This is a genomic window from Lysinibacillus sp. NPDC047702 (assembly GCF_050272555.1).
In the GTDB taxonomy this organism is placed as follows: Bacteria; Bacillota; Bacilli; order Bacillales_A; family Planococcaceae; genus Lysinibacillus.
Genome location: NZ_JBNNMG010000003.1, coordinates 129,838 through 146,837 on the forward strand (window position 1 = coordinate 129,838; position 17,000 = coordinate 146,837).

General features: G+C 32.4%; 15 protein-coding genes. All 15 read right to left on the bottom strand.

Annotation, left to right across the window (positions count from 1 at the left end):
- Window positions 1-398: 398 nt before the first annotated feature.
- Window positions 399-1,055 (bottom strand): class I SAM-dependent methyltransferase, encoded by a 657-nt coding sequence (locus tag ACQKIM_RS02815; protein WP_427538737.1) that lies wholly within the window; start codon window positions 1,053-1,055, stop codon window positions 399-401.
- Window positions 1,056-1,079: 24 nt separating this feature from the next.
- Window positions 1,080-3,104 (bottom strand): sulfatase-like hydrolase/transferase, encoded by a 2,025-nt coding sequence (locus tag ACQKIM_RS02820; protein WP_427538740.1) that lies wholly within the window; start codon window positions 3,102-3,104, stop codon window positions 1,080-1,082.
- A gap of 74 nt (window positions 3,105-3,178) precedes the next feature.
- Window positions 3,179-3,904, bottom strand: a complete 726-nt coding sequence (locus tag ACQKIM_RS02825) for an SDR family NAD(P)-dependent oxidoreductase (protein WP_427538743.1) — start codon at window positions 3,902-3,904, stop codon at window positions 3,179-3,181.
- Window positions 3,901-5,148 carry a class I adenylate-forming enzyme family protein gene (locus ACQKIM_RS02830; protein ID WP_427538746.1) on the bottom strand — a complete coding sequence of 416 codons (1,248 nt, stop codon included), beginning with the start codon at window positions 5,146-5,148 and terminating at the stop codon, window positions 3,901-3,903. Before ACQKIM_RS02830 ends, ACQKIM_RS02825 begins: the two co-directional genes overlap by 4 nt.
- Before the next feature lies 1 nt (window position 5,149).
- Window positions 5,150-5,374, bottom strand: coding sequence for a phosphopantetheine-binding protein (locus ACQKIM_RS02835; protein WP_427538749.1), 225 nt, complete (start codon window positions 5,372-5,374; stop codon window positions 5,150-5,152).
- Between the two features lie 24 nt (window positions 5,375-5,398).
- Window positions 5,399-5,935 carry a UDP-4-amino-4,6-dideoxy-N-acetyl-beta-L-altrosamine N-acetyltransferase gene (pseH, locus tag ACQKIM_RS02840; RefSeq protein WP_427538752.1) on the bottom strand — a complete coding sequence of 179 codons (537 nt, stop codon included), beginning with the start codon at window positions 5,933-5,935 and terminating at the stop codon, window positions 5,399-5,401.
- Between the two features lie 137 nt (window positions 5,936-6,072).
- A complete protein-coding gene (locus ACQKIM_RS02845) occupies window positions 6,073-7,437 on the bottom strand; it encodes a sugar phosphate nucleotidyltransferase (protein ID WP_427538755.1) in 1,365 nt (454 codons plus the stop codon).
- Window positions 7,438-7,455: 18 nt separating this feature from the next.
- A complete protein-coding gene (locus ACQKIM_RS02850; protein ID WP_427538758.1) occupies window positions 7,456-8,643 on the bottom strand; it encodes a glycosyltransferase in 1,188 nt (395 codons plus the stop codon).
- Complete coding sequence (locus ACQKIM_RS02855) at window positions 8,640-10,109, bottom strand: glycosyltransferase family 61 protein (RefSeq protein WP_427538761.1); 1,470 nt, start codon at window positions 10,107-10,109, stop codon at window positions 8,640-8,642. Before ACQKIM_RS02855 ends, ACQKIM_RS02850 begins: the two co-directional genes overlap by 4 nt.
- A 412-nt stretch (window positions 10,110-10,521) precedes the next feature.
- Entirely contained in the window at window positions 10,522-11,613 is a 1,092-nt protein-coding gene (locus tag ACQKIM_RS02860) for a glycosyltransferase (RefSeq protein ID WP_427538764.1), read from the bottom strand.
- On the bottom strand, window positions 11,610-12,554 hold the full coding sequence (locus ACQKIM_RS02865) for a GDP-L-fucose synthase family protein (RefSeq protein WP_427538767.1): 945 nt from the start codon (window positions 12,552-12,554) through the stop codon (window positions 11,610-11,612). Before ACQKIM_RS02865 ends, ACQKIM_RS02860 begins: the two co-directional genes overlap by 4 nt.
- 397 nt (window positions 12,555-12,951) lie before the next feature.
- On the bottom strand, window positions 12,952-13,035 hold the full coding sequence (locus ACQKIM_RS02870) for a GDP-mannose 4,6-dehydratase (RefSeq protein ID WP_427538898.1): 84 nt from the start codon (window positions 13,033-13,035) through the stop codon (window positions 12,952-12,954).
- Between the two features lie 140 nt (window positions 13,036-13,175).
- Entirely contained in the window at window positions 13,176-14,156 is a 981-nt protein-coding gene (locus ACQKIM_RS02875) for a class I SAM-dependent methyltransferase (protein ID WP_427538770.1), read from the bottom strand.
- Between the two features lie 56 nt (window positions 14,157-14,212).
- Window positions 14,213-15,226: a GDP-mannose 4,6-dehydratase gene (gmd, locus tag ACQKIM_RS02880; protein WP_427538772.1), complete on the bottom strand. Its 1,014-nt coding sequence runs from the start codon at window positions 15,224-15,226 to the stop codon at window positions 14,213-14,215.
- Window positions 15,227-15,249: 23 nt separating this feature from the next.
- Window positions 15,250-16,914 carry a glycosyltransferase gene (locus ACQKIM_RS02885; protein ID WP_427538775.1) on the bottom strand — a complete coding sequence of 555 codons (1,665 nt, stop codon included), beginning with the start codon at window positions 16,912-16,914 and terminating at the stop codon, window positions 15,250-15,252.
- Between the last annotated feature and the right edge of the window lie 86 nt (window positions 16,915-17,000).

Consider the following 17,000-nt stretch of genomic DNA (forward strand, 5'->3'; position numbering starts at 1 on the left):
CGTTTTATATATGCTGTTCTTCTAAAAATACTTCTGCATATTTTATTCGTGACCAAGATAAATCGACCCCAGCTAAGCTTGATGGGCTTAATAATTAATCTTTTTACCAAAAGTACTAAGCTAAATTGCAAGAATACAAATGCAGCAGTCATTTTCGCTGTGACAATCTGTGTTTCCGTTCCTTCTTTTTCGCAGTTACGGTAATATTAAATGTATTGCACATGCTTAACTACTGCAATCTGTACAGGAATAATTTCTAACTAACATCGAAATTTGTGTACTCATTTCATGTGTACTTACATCGCAATACAAACAAACCTGCTTTTCTTCGTTTTAGCATTTTTATGATCCAATGATTATGCCAAATAATGCTATTTAAATAGTAAACTTCAAATACATCATTTTTTCTTAAAAATCATTCTAGCTAAGTAAGGATTTTCATTTTGGTATATAGACAATCCTTGGCCTTTATAATAATACTGATTAAAAAAACCATATTTAGTTTCTAAATCTTTTTTTAATTCATCTGAGTCAATATATCTTCTATAATGATTATTATATACTTTTTCAATTTTTTCGTCTTCAGTAGTTCTGAATTCCAATACTAATAAATCTTCGCTCTTTAAATTCTTTGATAAGATATGTAATAAAATCAATTCAGTTTCTTTATTTATAGAATGCAAAAAAAATCTACTGTAAATCATTAATTTCTTTGTCGTATTTTCCTCTATTGTAGAAACATATTCCAAGAACCTTTGTAAGTTACTTTTATCAGCAATATCTATATTAAAAAATTCAATATTACTAATATGCTTGACGTTTTCATTATTCATATTAATAGCTTCCGTTGATCTATCAATTCCATAAACCTGATATCCATCTTTTGCAAATGAGCGAGTATCTCTGCCTGAACCGCAACCAATATCAATAATTACTACATCTTCGTTGATTTCCTTTTTTATAAAAGAACAAAAAGTAGATTCTTCTTCAATAGCAACCTTTTTATAAAATTCATTCCAATAACTCACATTATTCTTTTCACTTACACTATTCATAATACCGCCTCCGGAAAAACCCATTTAATTCCAGTTAATAAATTCTTTAATATTTGAGAAAATATATGACTCGAAAAATTCTACTTTTTTAGGGTATAGAATACTTACATCTTCTTTCGTATCTTTATTAATATATTTCGTTGAATATTCATTAAATGATATTGTCAGATTTTTGTCTACGTTTTCTTTAGTTTCTAAGATAAATGTAAAGTCTTTTTCAGTAATTATTGCTTTATATGGCTGATTTGGATGAATAATTTGTGTAAAAGCATAATCTCTTTCAATAGTACCGCCTAATGCTTTTGGTAATTTTCCATCTATCCCCTTAGGTACTTCAATATTTGAATAAGCTAGTAAGCTTGGTAATATATCAACAGTTTCAATTATCTCATAAACATTAGCAGAAGGAACATCTTTACCCTGCATCATAAAAGGAACTTTAATTCTGCTATTATGATATAAGGTACCTTCCTTATTTAAGAAAGTTTGGCCATGATCTGAATGTAAAACGACAAGATACTCACTTTTATCATAATTTTTTTGGATAAAGCCAAATAATATACCTAAAAATATGTCTATGCGCTTTATTTCTTGTTTATATTTATAAATTTTCACTTCATCATACTTAGTCAATACAGATGTAGACCCTTTTTGTCGTTTATTTCTTTTCACCGTAATATCTGTATTCACTTCTGAAAACAGATGGCTTTCTATTTCATCAGGTACATTATGAAGGTCCATCATTGATAAATTTATGTAATTATTTGTATCTTTAAAAGATGAAATATGCTCAATAGCTTCTGTTACTACGTCCCTACAATCCATCCCTCCATGAAAACTCTCATAAACCAAACGGTTGACGCCTTTATAATATCCAAAACCTGCTGTTGTTCGCCAATTTGTATCAAAACGCGCTGTGTAAAAACCCGCTTCCTTAAAATATTCTGCCATTAATTTATTATGCTCTTCAAAAGAGTAGTGGTATTCTGGATGCAATAATCTATGTTTTGTTGCATATGTCCCAGTATTTATACTTGCTTTACTTGGTAATGTCCATTCACTATTAATAATACAATTTCCAGCGTTAAAGCCATTTTTGAAAAAAGCAGCTGTATTAGGCATTATATTTTTTAATCCTTCTTCTTCCAACACATCATAGGCTAAACCATCTACAAAAATTTTCATAACTAATTTCGGTTTATCCTTTCTAACTTTCAAAAGAATGGGAATTCCTATGAATATCGATTTATTTGTTTCAATTACTAGTTCACCAGGCTCATTAAATTTTAAATAATTGTACTTATTAATTGGTAATGTGTTCTCTTCAAAATCAACAATTTTATTATTATACGTGACTTTAATAACTGTATCATCTTCAGTTAATGATAGCGGTAGTACAAACGGTGTATCACTACTAAACGTATAATGAGCCTCTACCTGTTCACCATTTATTAGCTCCGTTTTGAAATAAAATTTGCTTTCTTTATTTATATTGGTCACTTGAAAAGATTGATACATATTAACTAAATAAGATTTCTCATTTTCATACTTAATAATTCTTCTGATTAAACTCTCTCCATTTAAATCCAATGGATACATTCTTCCATCCTGAACATTAACCTTTTTTACTATTTCTGCAATTTTCTCTTTCTTCAACATTACATCAGTTAAAGCAAATTCTTTTAATAACCTTTCAACATTTTCATCAGCACTCTTTTTATCATCTATGTTATTAGAATACTTAGCTGAAAATAAATAATGTTTAATTGCATTTAAATAGTCTTTTATTTCCCCATATAAAAAGCCTAAATTATAATAGATATCAAAATTAAATGGATGTTTTTTCAATCCCTCTTTTAAAATGTCAATTCCTTTATTTATCTCTCCTTGATAGAAACATAACGTAGCTTTCAAAGAAAAGTATCTTGCATCTTGTACAAGTTTCCCATATTGTTCGATTAACTCGTGAGCAACTTCTAAATCCACTCCAAATTGGATTTCTATTTCCTTAAATAAATTTTGAATTTCAACTTTTCTTTCTGATATCATATACCTCACCCTTTTTAGTTAATATCAATGGTTTAATTTATCTCTAAATGTTTCAACATAAATTTAGAATTTTTTTATATTGTTCCATTATCGACATGAACAACTGTACCTGTAATTGACTTTGCTTGATCAGAAAGTAAGAAAAGCACTGTACTAGCTACACTTGAAATATCCGTTTCCTTTTTCAAAGATGTTCTTTGGTAAATACGTGCCTTTTGATCCTCCGTCAATGAAGTACTCATCGATGTTTCCATAAAACCTGGTACAACACAGTTAGAACGGATGCCTTTGCTCCCCCATTCCCTAGCCATATTTTTAGAAAATGCCTCTATTGCTCCCTTAGATGCTGCATACATACTCAAACCTTTATATCCCGTATGGGCACTGATTGAGGATATATGCACGATTGAGCCCTGCGTTTTATGCAATAACATATCTCTAATGGCATATTTCGATAAATGCATAGCTGCAAATACATTCACTTGGAACATTGTCTGCAATTGTTGTATATTTAAGTTCGAAACAATATCGTCATAGGCCATTGCTGAATTATTAACGAGCCCGTAGATGGGGCCTATTTTACGAATCTTTTCCATATATAATTGCTTGACGCCATCCAAATCTGTTAAATCATAAGAAAGTGGTTTGAAACGACTTGGGTATTTTGCTAACATCTCGCCAACCACTTCTTCACTTGAACGACTAATACCAATAACGCCAAAATCCGTTTCAGCTAGTATTTGCTGAACAATCTCTCTCCCGACACCTCTTGAATCACCCGTCACAATAATCCACTTCATGTTCTGACCTTCTTTCCAGTTCGTGCACTAGGTAGTTCATCTACGAACTTAATAATGCGCGGCACTTTCCATTGTTGTAAATGAGTAGCTGCAAATTGTTTTATTTCTCTTTTCAGCTCTTTTTCATCCGTATCATCACTTTTTATAACATCCGCGACAAGCAGTTCCCCCGTAACACTATTTTTTTTAGATTTTACAACAATATCGATAACACCTGGTACTTGAGCAAGTAAACTCTCCACTTCAAGAGCATTTACTTTGTAACCTCCTACATTGATCATATCCGATTGACGTGATAGAAATTTAAAATGTGTTTCGTCAACAATCTCCACAAGATCTCCCGTGTGAAACCATTCATCATTTAATAAAAGTGAAGCTGAATGCCCAAGCAAGGAACGGTGTATACATAATTCCTTTTGTGTTGTAATTTTCACCCACTGCAGATGTTCTTCTCTAATTTCAAAGGTTTCGCTTTGCGTTGTGAATAGGCTCCCTACCTCCGTCGATGCATAAATATTTATCATTTTTGCATTAGGAAAAACATCCTTTAACTTATCTTCTAAAAATAAATCAAATTTTTCCCCGCCAAATGTTACTCTTTTAACCTTCGAATACGTATTTCCTTGCAAGTAAGGAAGAACATTTCTATAAAATGTTGCAGTCGCTGAAATATTAGTTACCTCATAGTCCTCTATCAATTCAGATGCCCTTTTCATAGACTCCCCAAAAACATAAATCAAAGTGTTTTTATTGAGAAATGCTTGAAAAAATACTTGTAACCCAGCCATGTGAGTAGGATTATATGCAAAAGCCCAAACAGCATTTTCAAATTTCGCATGTTCTTTTACGTTTCTTGTCAGTGTATAGAAGGAATGACTCATCTTTTTAGGACGCCCTGTCGTACCAGATGTATAAAGAGTTAATTGCCAGTTTTTTATATTTTTTATTCGTTGCATAACCTCATCAATCTTTTGAAAATTAAAGCGTTCTTTTAGTTTTGTCGTCAATGTTAATGCATTAACATTAATACCCAATTCAATTATCTCTTTATCAGAAAAATCCCCATCTAACACTTCAATTGGATAGTCAAAAAGCAAACTATGAATAATCCCTAAAAAAACATCGTATGGATGATTGTCCTTCACATATAGATAAGGAGATTCATTTTCCTTGTTGTTCAAATCCAATAGCAATTTCTCATAGGTATAGGCAATCTCATTATGTACTAAAAAAATCTTCTCCATGTTATACGCCTTCGATTTTAGCAAGGATTTCACCAATCGTTTGAACAATACCATCTTCAAAAATATCTACATCAAACTCATCTTCAATTCGAACTGTTAATTCCGCTAACATGAAAGAATCTAAAGTTAAATCCTCTCTTAAATCCATTGAGGCTTCCAAAGATTCAATAGACCCATGCCCTGCTTCTTCTCGCATTTCATTAATGATTAATAGTAATTTATTCATGTACTTTTTCTCCAATTCTAAGTTTTACTCTTCAAATTCACATACATACTTTTGAAATTTATTTTGCTTTAGCCAATCTTCCTTTAAAAGCTCCAATAAATTCAAATCCGAATACGAACCATTTTTAAAAATATGATCTTTATATACACCGACCATTCGATAACCATGCAATAAATTCAACTTGATGACATTACTATTCCCTTCCATTACTTCTGCCGTGATTTTGTGAAAATCATAGGTTAAAAATATATAATTATAAAAATATGGTGGTATAATGCCTCCATATAAGCGATATTTTTCTTCGCCAATATAGAAGCCCCAGCTCGTTCTTTTATTCACATGATCCATATTATTTAAAGAAATTACGCCTACTGGTTTTTCCTTTATTTCAATAATCCAATAAGCATCGGTTCCAGAATTTGAAATTCTTCTAAACCACTCTCTCTGTTTATTCATGTCTTTTTCAATATCTGTGTTCATAAATTGAGTGACATCTTCCTGCGTTCTCCATTCCAGAACTTGTTCAAGATGTTTTTCTCTAAGTTTAATAAAGCGAATCATTTAGAACCTCCATAAACATTCGGTTTCTGACATATAATTATATTATTTTTATCGGTAAAAAAAACGTTTTCTCCATATCTCTAGCATAACAGAAAAAACGACTTTCAGTTGATTATTGAAAGTCGCTTTTCTCTTTTTTACTTTTTATTAACGAATGATTTCATTATTGCAGACCAATCTTTTTCTAATCTCACAATATCTTCTTCTACTATAAGGTCACCCATCTGTACTTCAATCAGCTCTGTATCCGTCAATGCGTAAAGACAATGCTTTGAGCCAAGTGGAATACTTAATACATCTCCAGGTAAAACCATTTTTGCTTCATCATCTAGGATAAAAATCGCATCTCCCGATATAATGGTCCACACTTCAGATCGATAGTTATGATATTGATAACTTAAGTTTTTCCCTGCCTCAACACAAAGTCTTTTCGTTAAAATCTCGCGCCCATCTTTTCTCGTAACATCAAGCACTCGATACCAACCCCAACGACGTTCCTCATACATCGGTCTTGAAAATAGCCCCTCATGCAGCATATCTTTCATTCGCGAACTTGCTGGCTTATCTGTTACTAAAATACCATCAGCGCTAACAGCAACTACTGCATTGGAAATCCCAAGTACTTTAACAGGTAAATCAAGCTCATTAACAATATGCGTATTGTAGCTATCCTCACTTAATCCACCATTTCCAATAACCTGTTGAGACATCTCTTCTGTTAATGTATTCCATGTACCCAAGTCTTTCCAATAACCATCATAGGTTAAAGCAGTTATTTTAGTGAGTTTTTCTACTACTTCATAGTCAAAGCTATTTTTCGGTAATCTTGAAAATTGCTCTAGTAATTCTTCATATGAATCTGAAAATCCATCTTTGCTAAGTTTATTTAATAGTAACTTTAAAGGGAAAGTAAATACACCACTATTCCAATAAGCACCTTCACCAATTAACACTTCCGCAGCTTCTTCAGACGGTTTTTCAACAAAACGGGCAACTTGCATGAATTCAGTAAATTGCTTAGGTATTAAATAGCCATATTTAGAGGAAGGGTATGTAGGTTTTATCCCTAATAAACCAATCTCAGAATCGGTTGCCATAACAAGTTTTTCAAGTTTCTTCACCTGTTGATAAAAAGCAACATCTACAAAGGCATCCACTGAAACTACTCCAACAACCTCATCTTCCTTCATCCCTAAAGCTGAATTAAGATACGTACATGCTAGTGCGATTGCTGGATATGTATCACGTCTTTCTGGCTCTACGACAATCGGAATATCACCTAACTGATTCCGTAACATATCTACTTGTGCAGCATTCGTTGCCACAATCATGTCTTCCACAGCAACAATCTCTGACAATTGACGATACACACGTTGCACCATCGACTCTACTTCACCAATTTGCTCGTTATGTAATACTTTAAGGAACTGCTTTGCACGTGAGTCATTAGATAGTGGCCATAGTCTTGTACCAGATCCACCTGAAAGTAGAATTAGCTTCACTCACTTCACCACATTTCTTTAATCTGTACTGTATGATAATAATACTGGTCTTAGTTCACGCAAAGTAAATCTAAAAAGTGATTCATCTTTTTCACTATTTTCTATCAGCATCATATTATGCTGAGCATCTAAATAACCAGGAAATAGCAACAGAGATTGTTCTATATTATTAATCGCTTTTTCTTTATTGCCATTCATCGCATAAATAACACCTGAATTATTCAATGCTGCCCCGTGGGTTATATCTGCAGCAAGTATTTTTTCATATTCAGCCAATGCCTCATCAAATCGTTTTTCTTCAATATAAACAATAGATTTCAAGAAACAATAGGTCACATAGTGCAATGAATCTTCTAAAACTCGAGTATTTTCTAACAGTTCTTCGCATTGCTTCCACTGCTTATAACGAATTAAAAATAAAGCAAAATCTAAACTGTTTTTCTCCATTGTATAACTTCGTTTATAGATTTTTTCTTTAATATAATCCAAACCATATTGATCCATTATTAACTTTTCTGCATTATGTGAAGTACTCATACTAGAGGTAGTATTATTTGAATGACGTCGAATGTAAGAAAGAGGCCTATCAATATATTCTATTGAATAATTGCTATCTAAAAAACGCACCCACAGATCAACATCTTCTACATACTTAATTTGCGTATTAAACCCATGCAATTCATGTAAACGCTTTTTATTCACTAATACACCTGAAGGAGAAATAATAGGATTTCTTATTAAAGTATCGCAAAAGCCCTCTATCGCACTTAAGCGCTTACCGCTCAGTTGCGAAGAAATAACTTTAGAATGTTCGTTAATTTGATAATAAGCAGTATAAATTGCTGAAATATCTTCTGTAGCTTCATTTATTTTAGCTAAATAAGTTTCAACTAGATTTTCAGAACATTCATCATCAGCATCTAAAAATAATATCCAATCGCCAGTAGCTTCATGAATACCACTATTCCTTGCTGACGAAGCTCCAGCATTTGTTTGTGTATGCAATTTTATCAATGGATATGTTTGTGATAATTCGTGTACAATTTCTACTGTTTTATCTTCACTCCCATCATCTATAACAATAATTTCCTTTACAGTACAGGACTGCTTAATAATACTCTTTATTGCTCGACCGATAAACTTTTCTGCATTATAAGCAGGTATTACTGCTGAAATGTACACAAACTCACCCTTATCTCTATTCATAAATTATTTTCGCTTAAAAAGCGTGCAACCTCTTCTAAATTTACAACAACATCTTTAGTAATCAATATTTCTGTTTTGGTCTCATTACATTCCCAATCTGTTCGCTCACCTAAGTAAAAGTAATAAGCAATACCTATTTGACTACACAAAGCCCAATACATTGTAGGTACATAGATTGGATTAAATATTTCCAATAATTTCGTTCCCTCCCTACAATATACTAGGTTAGTTAATGCTGCCCCATGCGCAGAGACAATTACATCTGCATTATGAAATAGCTGTGCCTGTTCTGTTACACCATAATCTTCCATATTACATATGATAAAGCCCTGATGTTTTAACATCTCAATTAGTAAATCTTCATTTACTATGTTTCTATTCCCCGTTTTACCACGCGTTACATACAATTTATTCAAATCGTTTTTAGCCAGAATATTTTTATTTAAAAAGCCTTCTCTTAAAAAGTCACAGATCCAAGTAGCTACATACCCAGAATCAAACGCTGGACTATAAGGAACAATCAACTGATTGCCTTGAATAGCATAATTTTCACTTGAATTCACTATTTTTTTTACATCTATTCCTAATAACCGCAATGATTCATCTTGGTACTTATAACCTTGATAGTTACTTAAATAATAATCTAATTCAATCCCACTATCTTTTAATAACTTGAAACGTGGTAACTCCTCAACCATCCAATGATAATAATTATTGCCGCTCCATTTTGTTGTTGTAACTCCAACTTTACCATCTAGCTTTATAACAATTGGATTAGGATTCTTCATCTTCTCAAAATCGTACTGTTTCACACGTCGAGCATCCCATATATTCATATTCAATATACTATTCGTAGATAACTCATAGATCATATTACCTTCATCATCAAACGTTGCCCCATTGAGACCATATGTAAATCCGTTCTCTATAGTTAACAAAAATACATCCCCACTCGGTCTTGGTTGCTGTGGAAATATAAAGCTAGGGTACTGATTTCGAAAAGAAGATTTGGGTAATATAAAATCCTTCATTTGCTGATTTTTAATCATATATTTAATATCTATCTTTCCACTATACTGCTTTATGTAATCATCAAGAAAGAACATATTACCTTTTTTAGGTGTTTTTCCACCTTCAAATATGTAAAGATAATTCCAATTTGATTTTATAATATTACCTGGATATAAGTAATCTTGATGCTCTAATAACCCCATACTATCTAACTGGGATGCAATTTCAGTTTGGTACATACTCGCTATAATAACAATATGCTTCTCTTTATCAATTTTATCTGGAGATATTACTTGTATACCTTCAAAATAAGTGTTCCATTTACTTGAATTATTATCTGTATAAAAATTCACACACACATTTAATCTTTTTAAAACGCTCGTAATCTTGTTAGCAGATGAGCCTATACCAAATAAAATAATCTTTTTATTATTTACTTTCTCTAAAAAAAGCATATTCCATCACATCCCTAATCTCACACAAATTATTTTATTATAAATTGTTGTAGTGGTATTATATTTTGATATTATAAAACCCCTTACAAACTCCCACTAAAACATTTTTATCATTACTGGTTATGGCAATTAGCAAATGCTATAAAAGGCAATGTAGGGTTTGAATAATATCCTGCATAATCACGCTTTACGCGGAGGGGAAGATATGATAAGCTCCCTACTAGCTAAGCTCTCTTTTCTGCTTCATAAGCCGAAATCATATCGATAAAGGTTCGATGTCAAGCGACTTGATGTATGAATAAAGTTGCAGTGATTTGAATATACTTCATTGCCGTTCATAACAAAAATTAAATACCATAACCACTTTATGATAATATATTTGCACTTAAAAGATTCTTATCTACTATTTTTATCAAACAAGTTCATGCCAAGTGCAAACTTTTAAATGTTTAAATCTTTGTTGCAATTGTTTTTTGACTATTTGTGATGCTCCGTACCTTTCAATTGAAACTACAATCACATCTATCTCTTCTTCATTCAAAATACTAGGTGATTGAATCCGTATATCATGTAATAGCTGATTATGCATTTTGTCATCATTGTCGAGAAAACATACTACTTTGCCCCCTCGTACTTTCAAATCATGATAAAGATATGTAGCATTTTTCTTTGTACCAAATATCGCGATATTAAAATTACTTATATTTAACCGGTCATTTTTACCAATCAAAAAATTTTCCAACCACTGCCTATAAGTACTATTGATATGATTAGTTTCGAAGTTTTCCAAATTAAACTTTACATAATCCGGTATATTACCAAAGTGATTGAAATGAATTATCGCATTCTCATAATGCATGTCTTTCTCATGTTGAAGGGAACTACTTAGACCGCCTAATCTAAAATGTGCCACTTCAATTGGAACATATTCAATATACTCTTCATAATTTTTAAAAGTCTTTATTGTAAAATCAACATCCGCTAAAATTTTGTACGCTAAATCAAATCCTCCAAACTCATTGAAAAGTTCCTTATAAGTAAATACAGATTGGTGTGGACACATCTGTCCTTTTTCAAAATCCTTTAGTGACAAGCTTTGTCCTCTATAATGCCAATGTCCTGTAATTTCATCAATAGCCTTTACATTTCCATGTAATAACTTTACATTTGAATGATTATGTAAATACAATCCGATTTCTTCAATAATACCGTTTGTCGATAAATAATCATCTGCATTCATAAAATTTATAAATTCTCCTGTTGCTAACTCTACACCTTTATTAAAAGCATCATATACCCCCTTGTCAGACTCAGAAACTACTACGTCTATGTTGTCTCTATACTTCTCCACAATCTCCATCGTCCCATCAGTAGATGCTCCATCAACAATAATATATTCAATGTTTTTATAGGTTTGCCCTAGTACACTTTGAATCGTTTGCTCAATAGTGTTTTCTGCATTATAACAAGCTGTTATTATACTAATTTTCGGTCCATTATTCATGACTTTATGACATTATCAAGATACCAACTATACGCATCTTGAGCTCCTTCCTTCAATTCAATCGAATGTTTCCAACCAAGATGATGTATTTTAGATACATCTGTTAGCTTTCTTGGTGTGCCATCTGGCTTACTACTATCAAATACTAGCCTGCCTTCATAGCCAATAACTTCACATAATAATAATGCTAATTGCTCTATAGATATTTCTTTTCCCGTACCAATATTAATAAATTCCCCAACCTGCTCAGCATCGCAATGTTTCATTAAATAAACACAAGCATCAGCTAAATCATTCGCATGCAAAAACTCACGGAGTGGTCCACCCGATCCCCAAACAGAAACTGTCGATTCCTTATTAACCTTTGCTTCATGGATTTTCCTTATAAGTGCAGGTAATACATGTGAACTTTGCAAATCGAAATTATCATTTGGTCCATATAAATTAGTTGGCATTACACTAATAAAATTTGTTCCATATTCTTTATTATAAGCATTACACATTTTAATGCCTGCAATTTTAGCTATTGCATATGCCTCGTTTGTAGATTCTAATTCACCTGTTAGTAAATACTCTTCTTTTAGTGGCTGTGGTGCTATTTTCGGATAAATACATGTACTTCCTAAAAATAGAAGCTTTTTCACCTCAAATTGACGTGCAGCTTCAATAACATTCGTTTGAATCATTAAATTATCATATAAAAATTTCCCTGGGTATGTTGAGTTTGCTAAAATTCCACCGACTTTCGCTGCGGCTAAAAATACATACTCTGGTTGTTCCTCTTCAAAAAATGTCTCTACCTCTACCTGATTACGTAAATCTAATTCTTTGCTTGTTCTAGTTATTATATTTGAATACCCAGTAGAATTTAGTTTTCGAACGATTGCAGAGCCAACTAATCCCCTATGGCCAGCTACGTATATTTTTGATTGTTTATCCATTGCATACTCACCTTTTACTTCAATCTATTATTATTATCGGCAAACTACGATCAAACTACATTAAAAAGCGACAAAGGTATCTATTATTTCCCCCTTCATCGCTTCGTTTTAGTTTTTTATTCTTTTCAAATCTTCTTGAACCACCATTTGAACTAATTCATCAAAGCTCGTTTTAGTTACCACCCTAAAACTTCTTCGCCTTTGCTGAATTGCCTAACAATAATTCTACTTCAGTTGTGCGAAAAAGCGGGGCGGTCAACAGCGGCAATTACTTTCTCTGTAGCCACATGAATCCCCTGACCTTGCCACTCAATCATAGTACCTGCCAACGTTTAAAAATTTCTCTTACTGTTCTCGTTTTTCCAATGGCTATTACAAAATCATCAAGTTTGTCCTATTATAAAATAAGCCATATAACCTCAACATACTCCTCTGCAAAGCCCCATTCACGCTTTGCATCTATGTTACCTAAGATATACATTTTGGTTGTCACGTTTTATATAGACAACTGCCAGTGTAATTTTACGTGTAACTAAAGTTGCTATTACTATAGAAAAAGTGACGAGGAATCTACCTCACCGTTCATTGCATTTCCAATAATATTAATTATTCAGATGAGTTCTACTTGATTTTCTTAAATAAATAATTCGGATTTTTAGAAATAAGTGTATATTTTTCATTTTCCATAATTTCTTGCATCAATGGTGTCAAACCAAATTCATTTCTATCTGACGAATCATCAAACAGAACATAGCCGTTAACTTCTAAATATTTATCTACATTCAAAAAGTCACGCTTCGCATATTCATAGGTATGATTTCCATCAATATAGCTAAACGCTATTGGTCCTCCCATCAAAGCTTGACGGCTAAAAACATCTGTAACTACGTTATCCTTATCCCACAATTCAAAGAAGTCATCTGATAATTCTTCTATACTGTGGGGTAAACGATTTGCTGAGAAAAACTTGATATTTCTTTTAAAACTTTCAAAAACAAACTCCCGATATTCTTTAGCAGTAATAGATAAATAATAATTACCAGAACTATTCTCAAACAACCACTTATCACTTGTGAATATGTTGTTATTTTTATCGTATTTTCCTAAAAAATAATTCATTAAATTTGTTGATAACCCACAGAATGATCCAATTTCAATTATAGGGTTTTCAGATGGTAGATGACGTATTGCATAATCAAATAACTCAATGTTACCCGGATGAAGCATACCTGCGTTAGCAAAATTCAGCCAATTAATACTAGCATCATTTTCATAAAAATACTTTATGAAAAATTGTTGATTTTCTTTTAATTTTAAATCCTCAAGCTGTTTCCCGATTTCCTTATGATACATGCTACATACAATAATAACTTTTTTAGAAAAACTGGGTTGTTCTTTCATAACCTCTTCAACTGAATAAACTAACTTATTTTGAACCTTTGTCCCTTGTTTTTCAATGGCATTATCTATAAAACCTTTAACTTGAATATTCAATGCTTGCAATTCACTATTAGCCTGCATTCCATATGATCCTGCTCCAAAAATATAAATTTCTTTATCTTTTAAATCACTTTGCTCTAAAATTTCATATATTAAAGTCAAATAATCCCCTCCGTTACAATCAAATATATTTCGTCATAAACGCTGTTAAAGGTATTTTATTCTTTCAAGTCCTCTGCAACCATCATCTTAACTAACTCGTCAAAGCTTGTCTTTGGTTTCCATCCTAGCACTTCTTTTGCCTTCGTTGGATTACCTAGCAGCAAATCTACTTCAGTTGGACGGAAAAATTGAGGGTCAACCGCGACAATAACTTGACCTGTTGCACGATTGATTCCTCTCTCATTAATACCTGTCCCTCGCCATTCAATATTAATACCTACTTCACTAAATGCACACTCAACAAATTCACGAACTGTTCTAGTTTCTCCTGTCGCTATAACGAAGTCTTCTGGATTTTCTTGCTGAAGGATTAACCACATAGCTTCAACATAATCTCCTGCAAATCCCCAATCACGTTTTGCATCAAGGTTTCCTAAATATAAGCAATCCTGATTACCATTCTTAATATTCGCAACAGCGATCGTAATTTTCCTTGTCACAAATGTTTCTCCACGTAACGGTGATTCATGATTAAATAAAATTCCGTTACATGCAAAAATGTTGTATGCTTCACGATAATTCACTGTAATCCAGTATGCATACATTTTTGCTGCAGCATACGGACTTCGAGGATAAAACGGTGTTGTCTCAGACTGTGGCGTTTCCTGCACTTTTCCATACAATTCACTAGTTGAGGCTTGGTATATTCTAGTTTTTTGTTCAAGTCCTAAAATGCGTATAGCTTCTAATAAGCGTAATGTTCCCACCCCATCAGCATTGGCTGTATATTCTGGGGTATCAAAAGAGACATGTACATGACTCATCGCTGCAAAATTATAAACCTCATCCGGTCTAATATCAGACATTAAACGGATTATATTAGAAGAATCAGTCATATCGCCATAATGTAGCATTAATCGATCATCATTTAGAAACTCCTCAATTCGATCATAACGTTCAATCGATGCACGGCGGACAAGTCCATGTACCTCATATCCTTTACCTAAAAGGAATTTTGTTAGATAGGCACCATCTTGGCCTGTAATCCCAGTAATCAAAGCTTTTTTCATAAATAGTTTACCTCTAACTTTATTTATTTCATACAAATGACATAATCCTTAAGTGTAAATCCATTTTCACAAAGCACTCGTTCAATTTCCGTATACCATGTTGAAGCAATAAATACAAAATAATCCTTACATTCCTCAAGAGAGTTAATACGATAAGATTCTACAATTTCACCATGTAAAGATTTATTACTATCTATAAACACATCAACTGGAATATTATAAAAGTTCAATATAGTTAATACTTCTTTACCGAATTCCCCCGTACCGTAAATAGCTACTTTCCTGCCACCAATTTTTGATAACACTTGATCTCTCTTATTATCAAAAACATACCATTTCTTTTGTTCGTCCCATTGAACTTCAACGGATTTTTCGAACCTTTTCACATATATTTGAATATCAAAAATTTCCTTACCTTCTTCTACTATAGATTCTTCTTTTTTCTTATTTATTGGTATTTGAAGGATTTCTTGATACAATTGTCTATACAGATTAGCCATTTTCTTTGGACGATAATTTAGGGCTACTTCTTGACGAGATTTCTCCGATAAAAGCTCATATTCTGGATGATGTGCAATAAACTCTATTCCTTTAGCCATATCGTCTACTTCATAAGCATGAGATAAATAACCTGTTTCTCCATGTTTAATAATATCAGCAGGACCTGTCGCATTGAAAGCGACTACCGGTGTTTCACATGACATAGATTCTACGATTGTCTTTCCAAATGCTTCTTCAATAGAAGGAGCAATAAAAACATGAGCAGCTGAATATATTTGAGATAACATATAATTATCATTTACAATACCAAAATCAGTATAAGAAATGCCTACTTCTTTTAATGCCTCTGAGCCATCGCCACCGAATGTAATTAAATGATAGTCTTTTTTATTTTTCAATAACTGTAATGCATCAATTAATAATTTAAATCCTTTTCTTTCATCCCCATATGCATTAATAGCTCCAAAAGCTATTATTTTTTTATCTAATGGTAGGCCTTTCTTTTGGCGAATAGATACTTTATTAAATGCCATAAATACATTTGAATCAATGCTATTCGGTATTACATGTACCTTCTTGTCACTTAATAAACTACTAGAATTTGCACACTCAGCTAACCAGCGACTGATTGCCACAGGATGTACATTATGATAATTTTGCAATTTCCTAAGGTAAATCCAATTTGTAACATCATGCTTAACGTAACTATTAAGTAGTTTACATGAACCACAATTAACTTTATATTTTTCACAACCGTTAGAGTAATGACAACCTCCTGTGAATGGCCACATATCTCGGAAAGTCCAAACAATGGGTATATTAATTTTAGACAAAGTCTCTAAACTCAGCATTTGATCATTAATCCAATGTAAGTGAATAATATCTGCTTCTTGAGAGAGTTCAAGTATTTTCTCGTCGAAAACTCCCTTACCTAAACTAAAAAAAGAGTTTTTTTGAGGGTATTCACTTAATACAAATTGTTCAAACTTTCTATTACGATATCGTTCTAATTTTTCTTTTACATCCGTCAATAAATATTCTACGTCTTCAAATTCATCTTCGAATAACCTATCTACAATAAAAAAGCGAGAATCTACTCCCTGTTCTTTTAATGATTTATGGAGAAAATAAGCTCCTCTTGCAGCCCCACCTGTGATATTACCACTTGTTAAGTGTATTATTTTCATTTTCTCACCACCAAATCTCAAAAAATAAAGGCCGTATTTTATATTGTGTTCCAACTCTTCAAATTCAAAGATGATTCAGTTTCGGC

Excerpts from the sequence above, each read along its gene's own strand:
- ACQKIM_RS02815 (WP_427538737.1), bottom strand. The coding sequence starts at position 1,055 with ATGAATAGTGTAAGTGAAAAGAATAATGTGAGTTATTGGAATGAATTT.
- ACQKIM_RS02850 (WP_427538758.1), bottom strand. The coding sequence starts at position 8,643 with ATGAATAGAGATAAGGGTGAGTTTGTGTACATTTCAGCAGTAATACCT.
- ACQKIM_RS02870 (WP_427538898.1), bottom strand. The coding sequence starts at position 13,035 with ATGTATATCTTAGGTAACATAGATGCAAAGCGTGAATGGGGCTTTGCA.
- ACQKIM_RS02860 (WP_427538764.1), bottom strand. The coding sequence starts at position 11,613 with ATGAATAATGGACCGAAAATTAGTATAATAACAGCTTGTTATAATGCA.
- ACQKIM_RS02885 (WP_427538775.1), bottom strand. The coding sequence starts at position 16,914 with ATGAAAATAATACACTTAACAAGTGGTAATATCACAGGTGGGGCTGCA.
- ACQKIM_RS02825 (WP_427538743.1), bottom strand. The coding sequence starts at position 3,904 with ATGAAGTGGATTATTGTGACGGGTGATTCAAGAGGTGTCGGGAGAGAG.
- ACQKIM_RS02820 (WP_427538740.1), bottom strand. The coding sequence starts at position 3,104 with ATGATATCAGAAAGAAAAGTTGAAATTCAAAATTTATTTAAGGAAATA.
- ACQKIM_RS02855 (WP_427538761.1), bottom strand. The coding sequence starts at position 10,109 with ATGCTTTTTTTAGAGAAAGTAAATAATAAAAAGATTATTTTATTTGGT.
- gmd (WP_427538772.1), bottom strand. The coding sequence starts at position 15,226 with ATGAAAAAAGCTTTGATTACTGGGATTACAGGCCAAGATGGTGCCTAT.
- ACQKIM_RS02830 (WP_427538746.1), bottom strand. The coding sequence starts at position 5,148 with ATGGAGAAGATTTTTTTAGTACATAATGAGATTGCCTATACCTATGAG.
- pseH (WP_427538752.1), bottom strand. The coding sequence starts at position 5,935 with ATGATTCGCTTTATTAAACTTAGAGAAAAACATCTTGAACAAGTTCTG.
- ACQKIM_RS02835 (WP_427538749.1), bottom strand. The coding sequence starts at position 5,374 with ATGAATAAATTACTATTAATCATTAATGAAATGCGAGAAGAAGCAGGG.
- ACQKIM_RS02865 (WP_427538767.1), bottom strand. The coding sequence starts at position 12,554 with ATGGATAAACAATCAAAAATATACGTAGCTGGCCATAGGGGATTAGTT.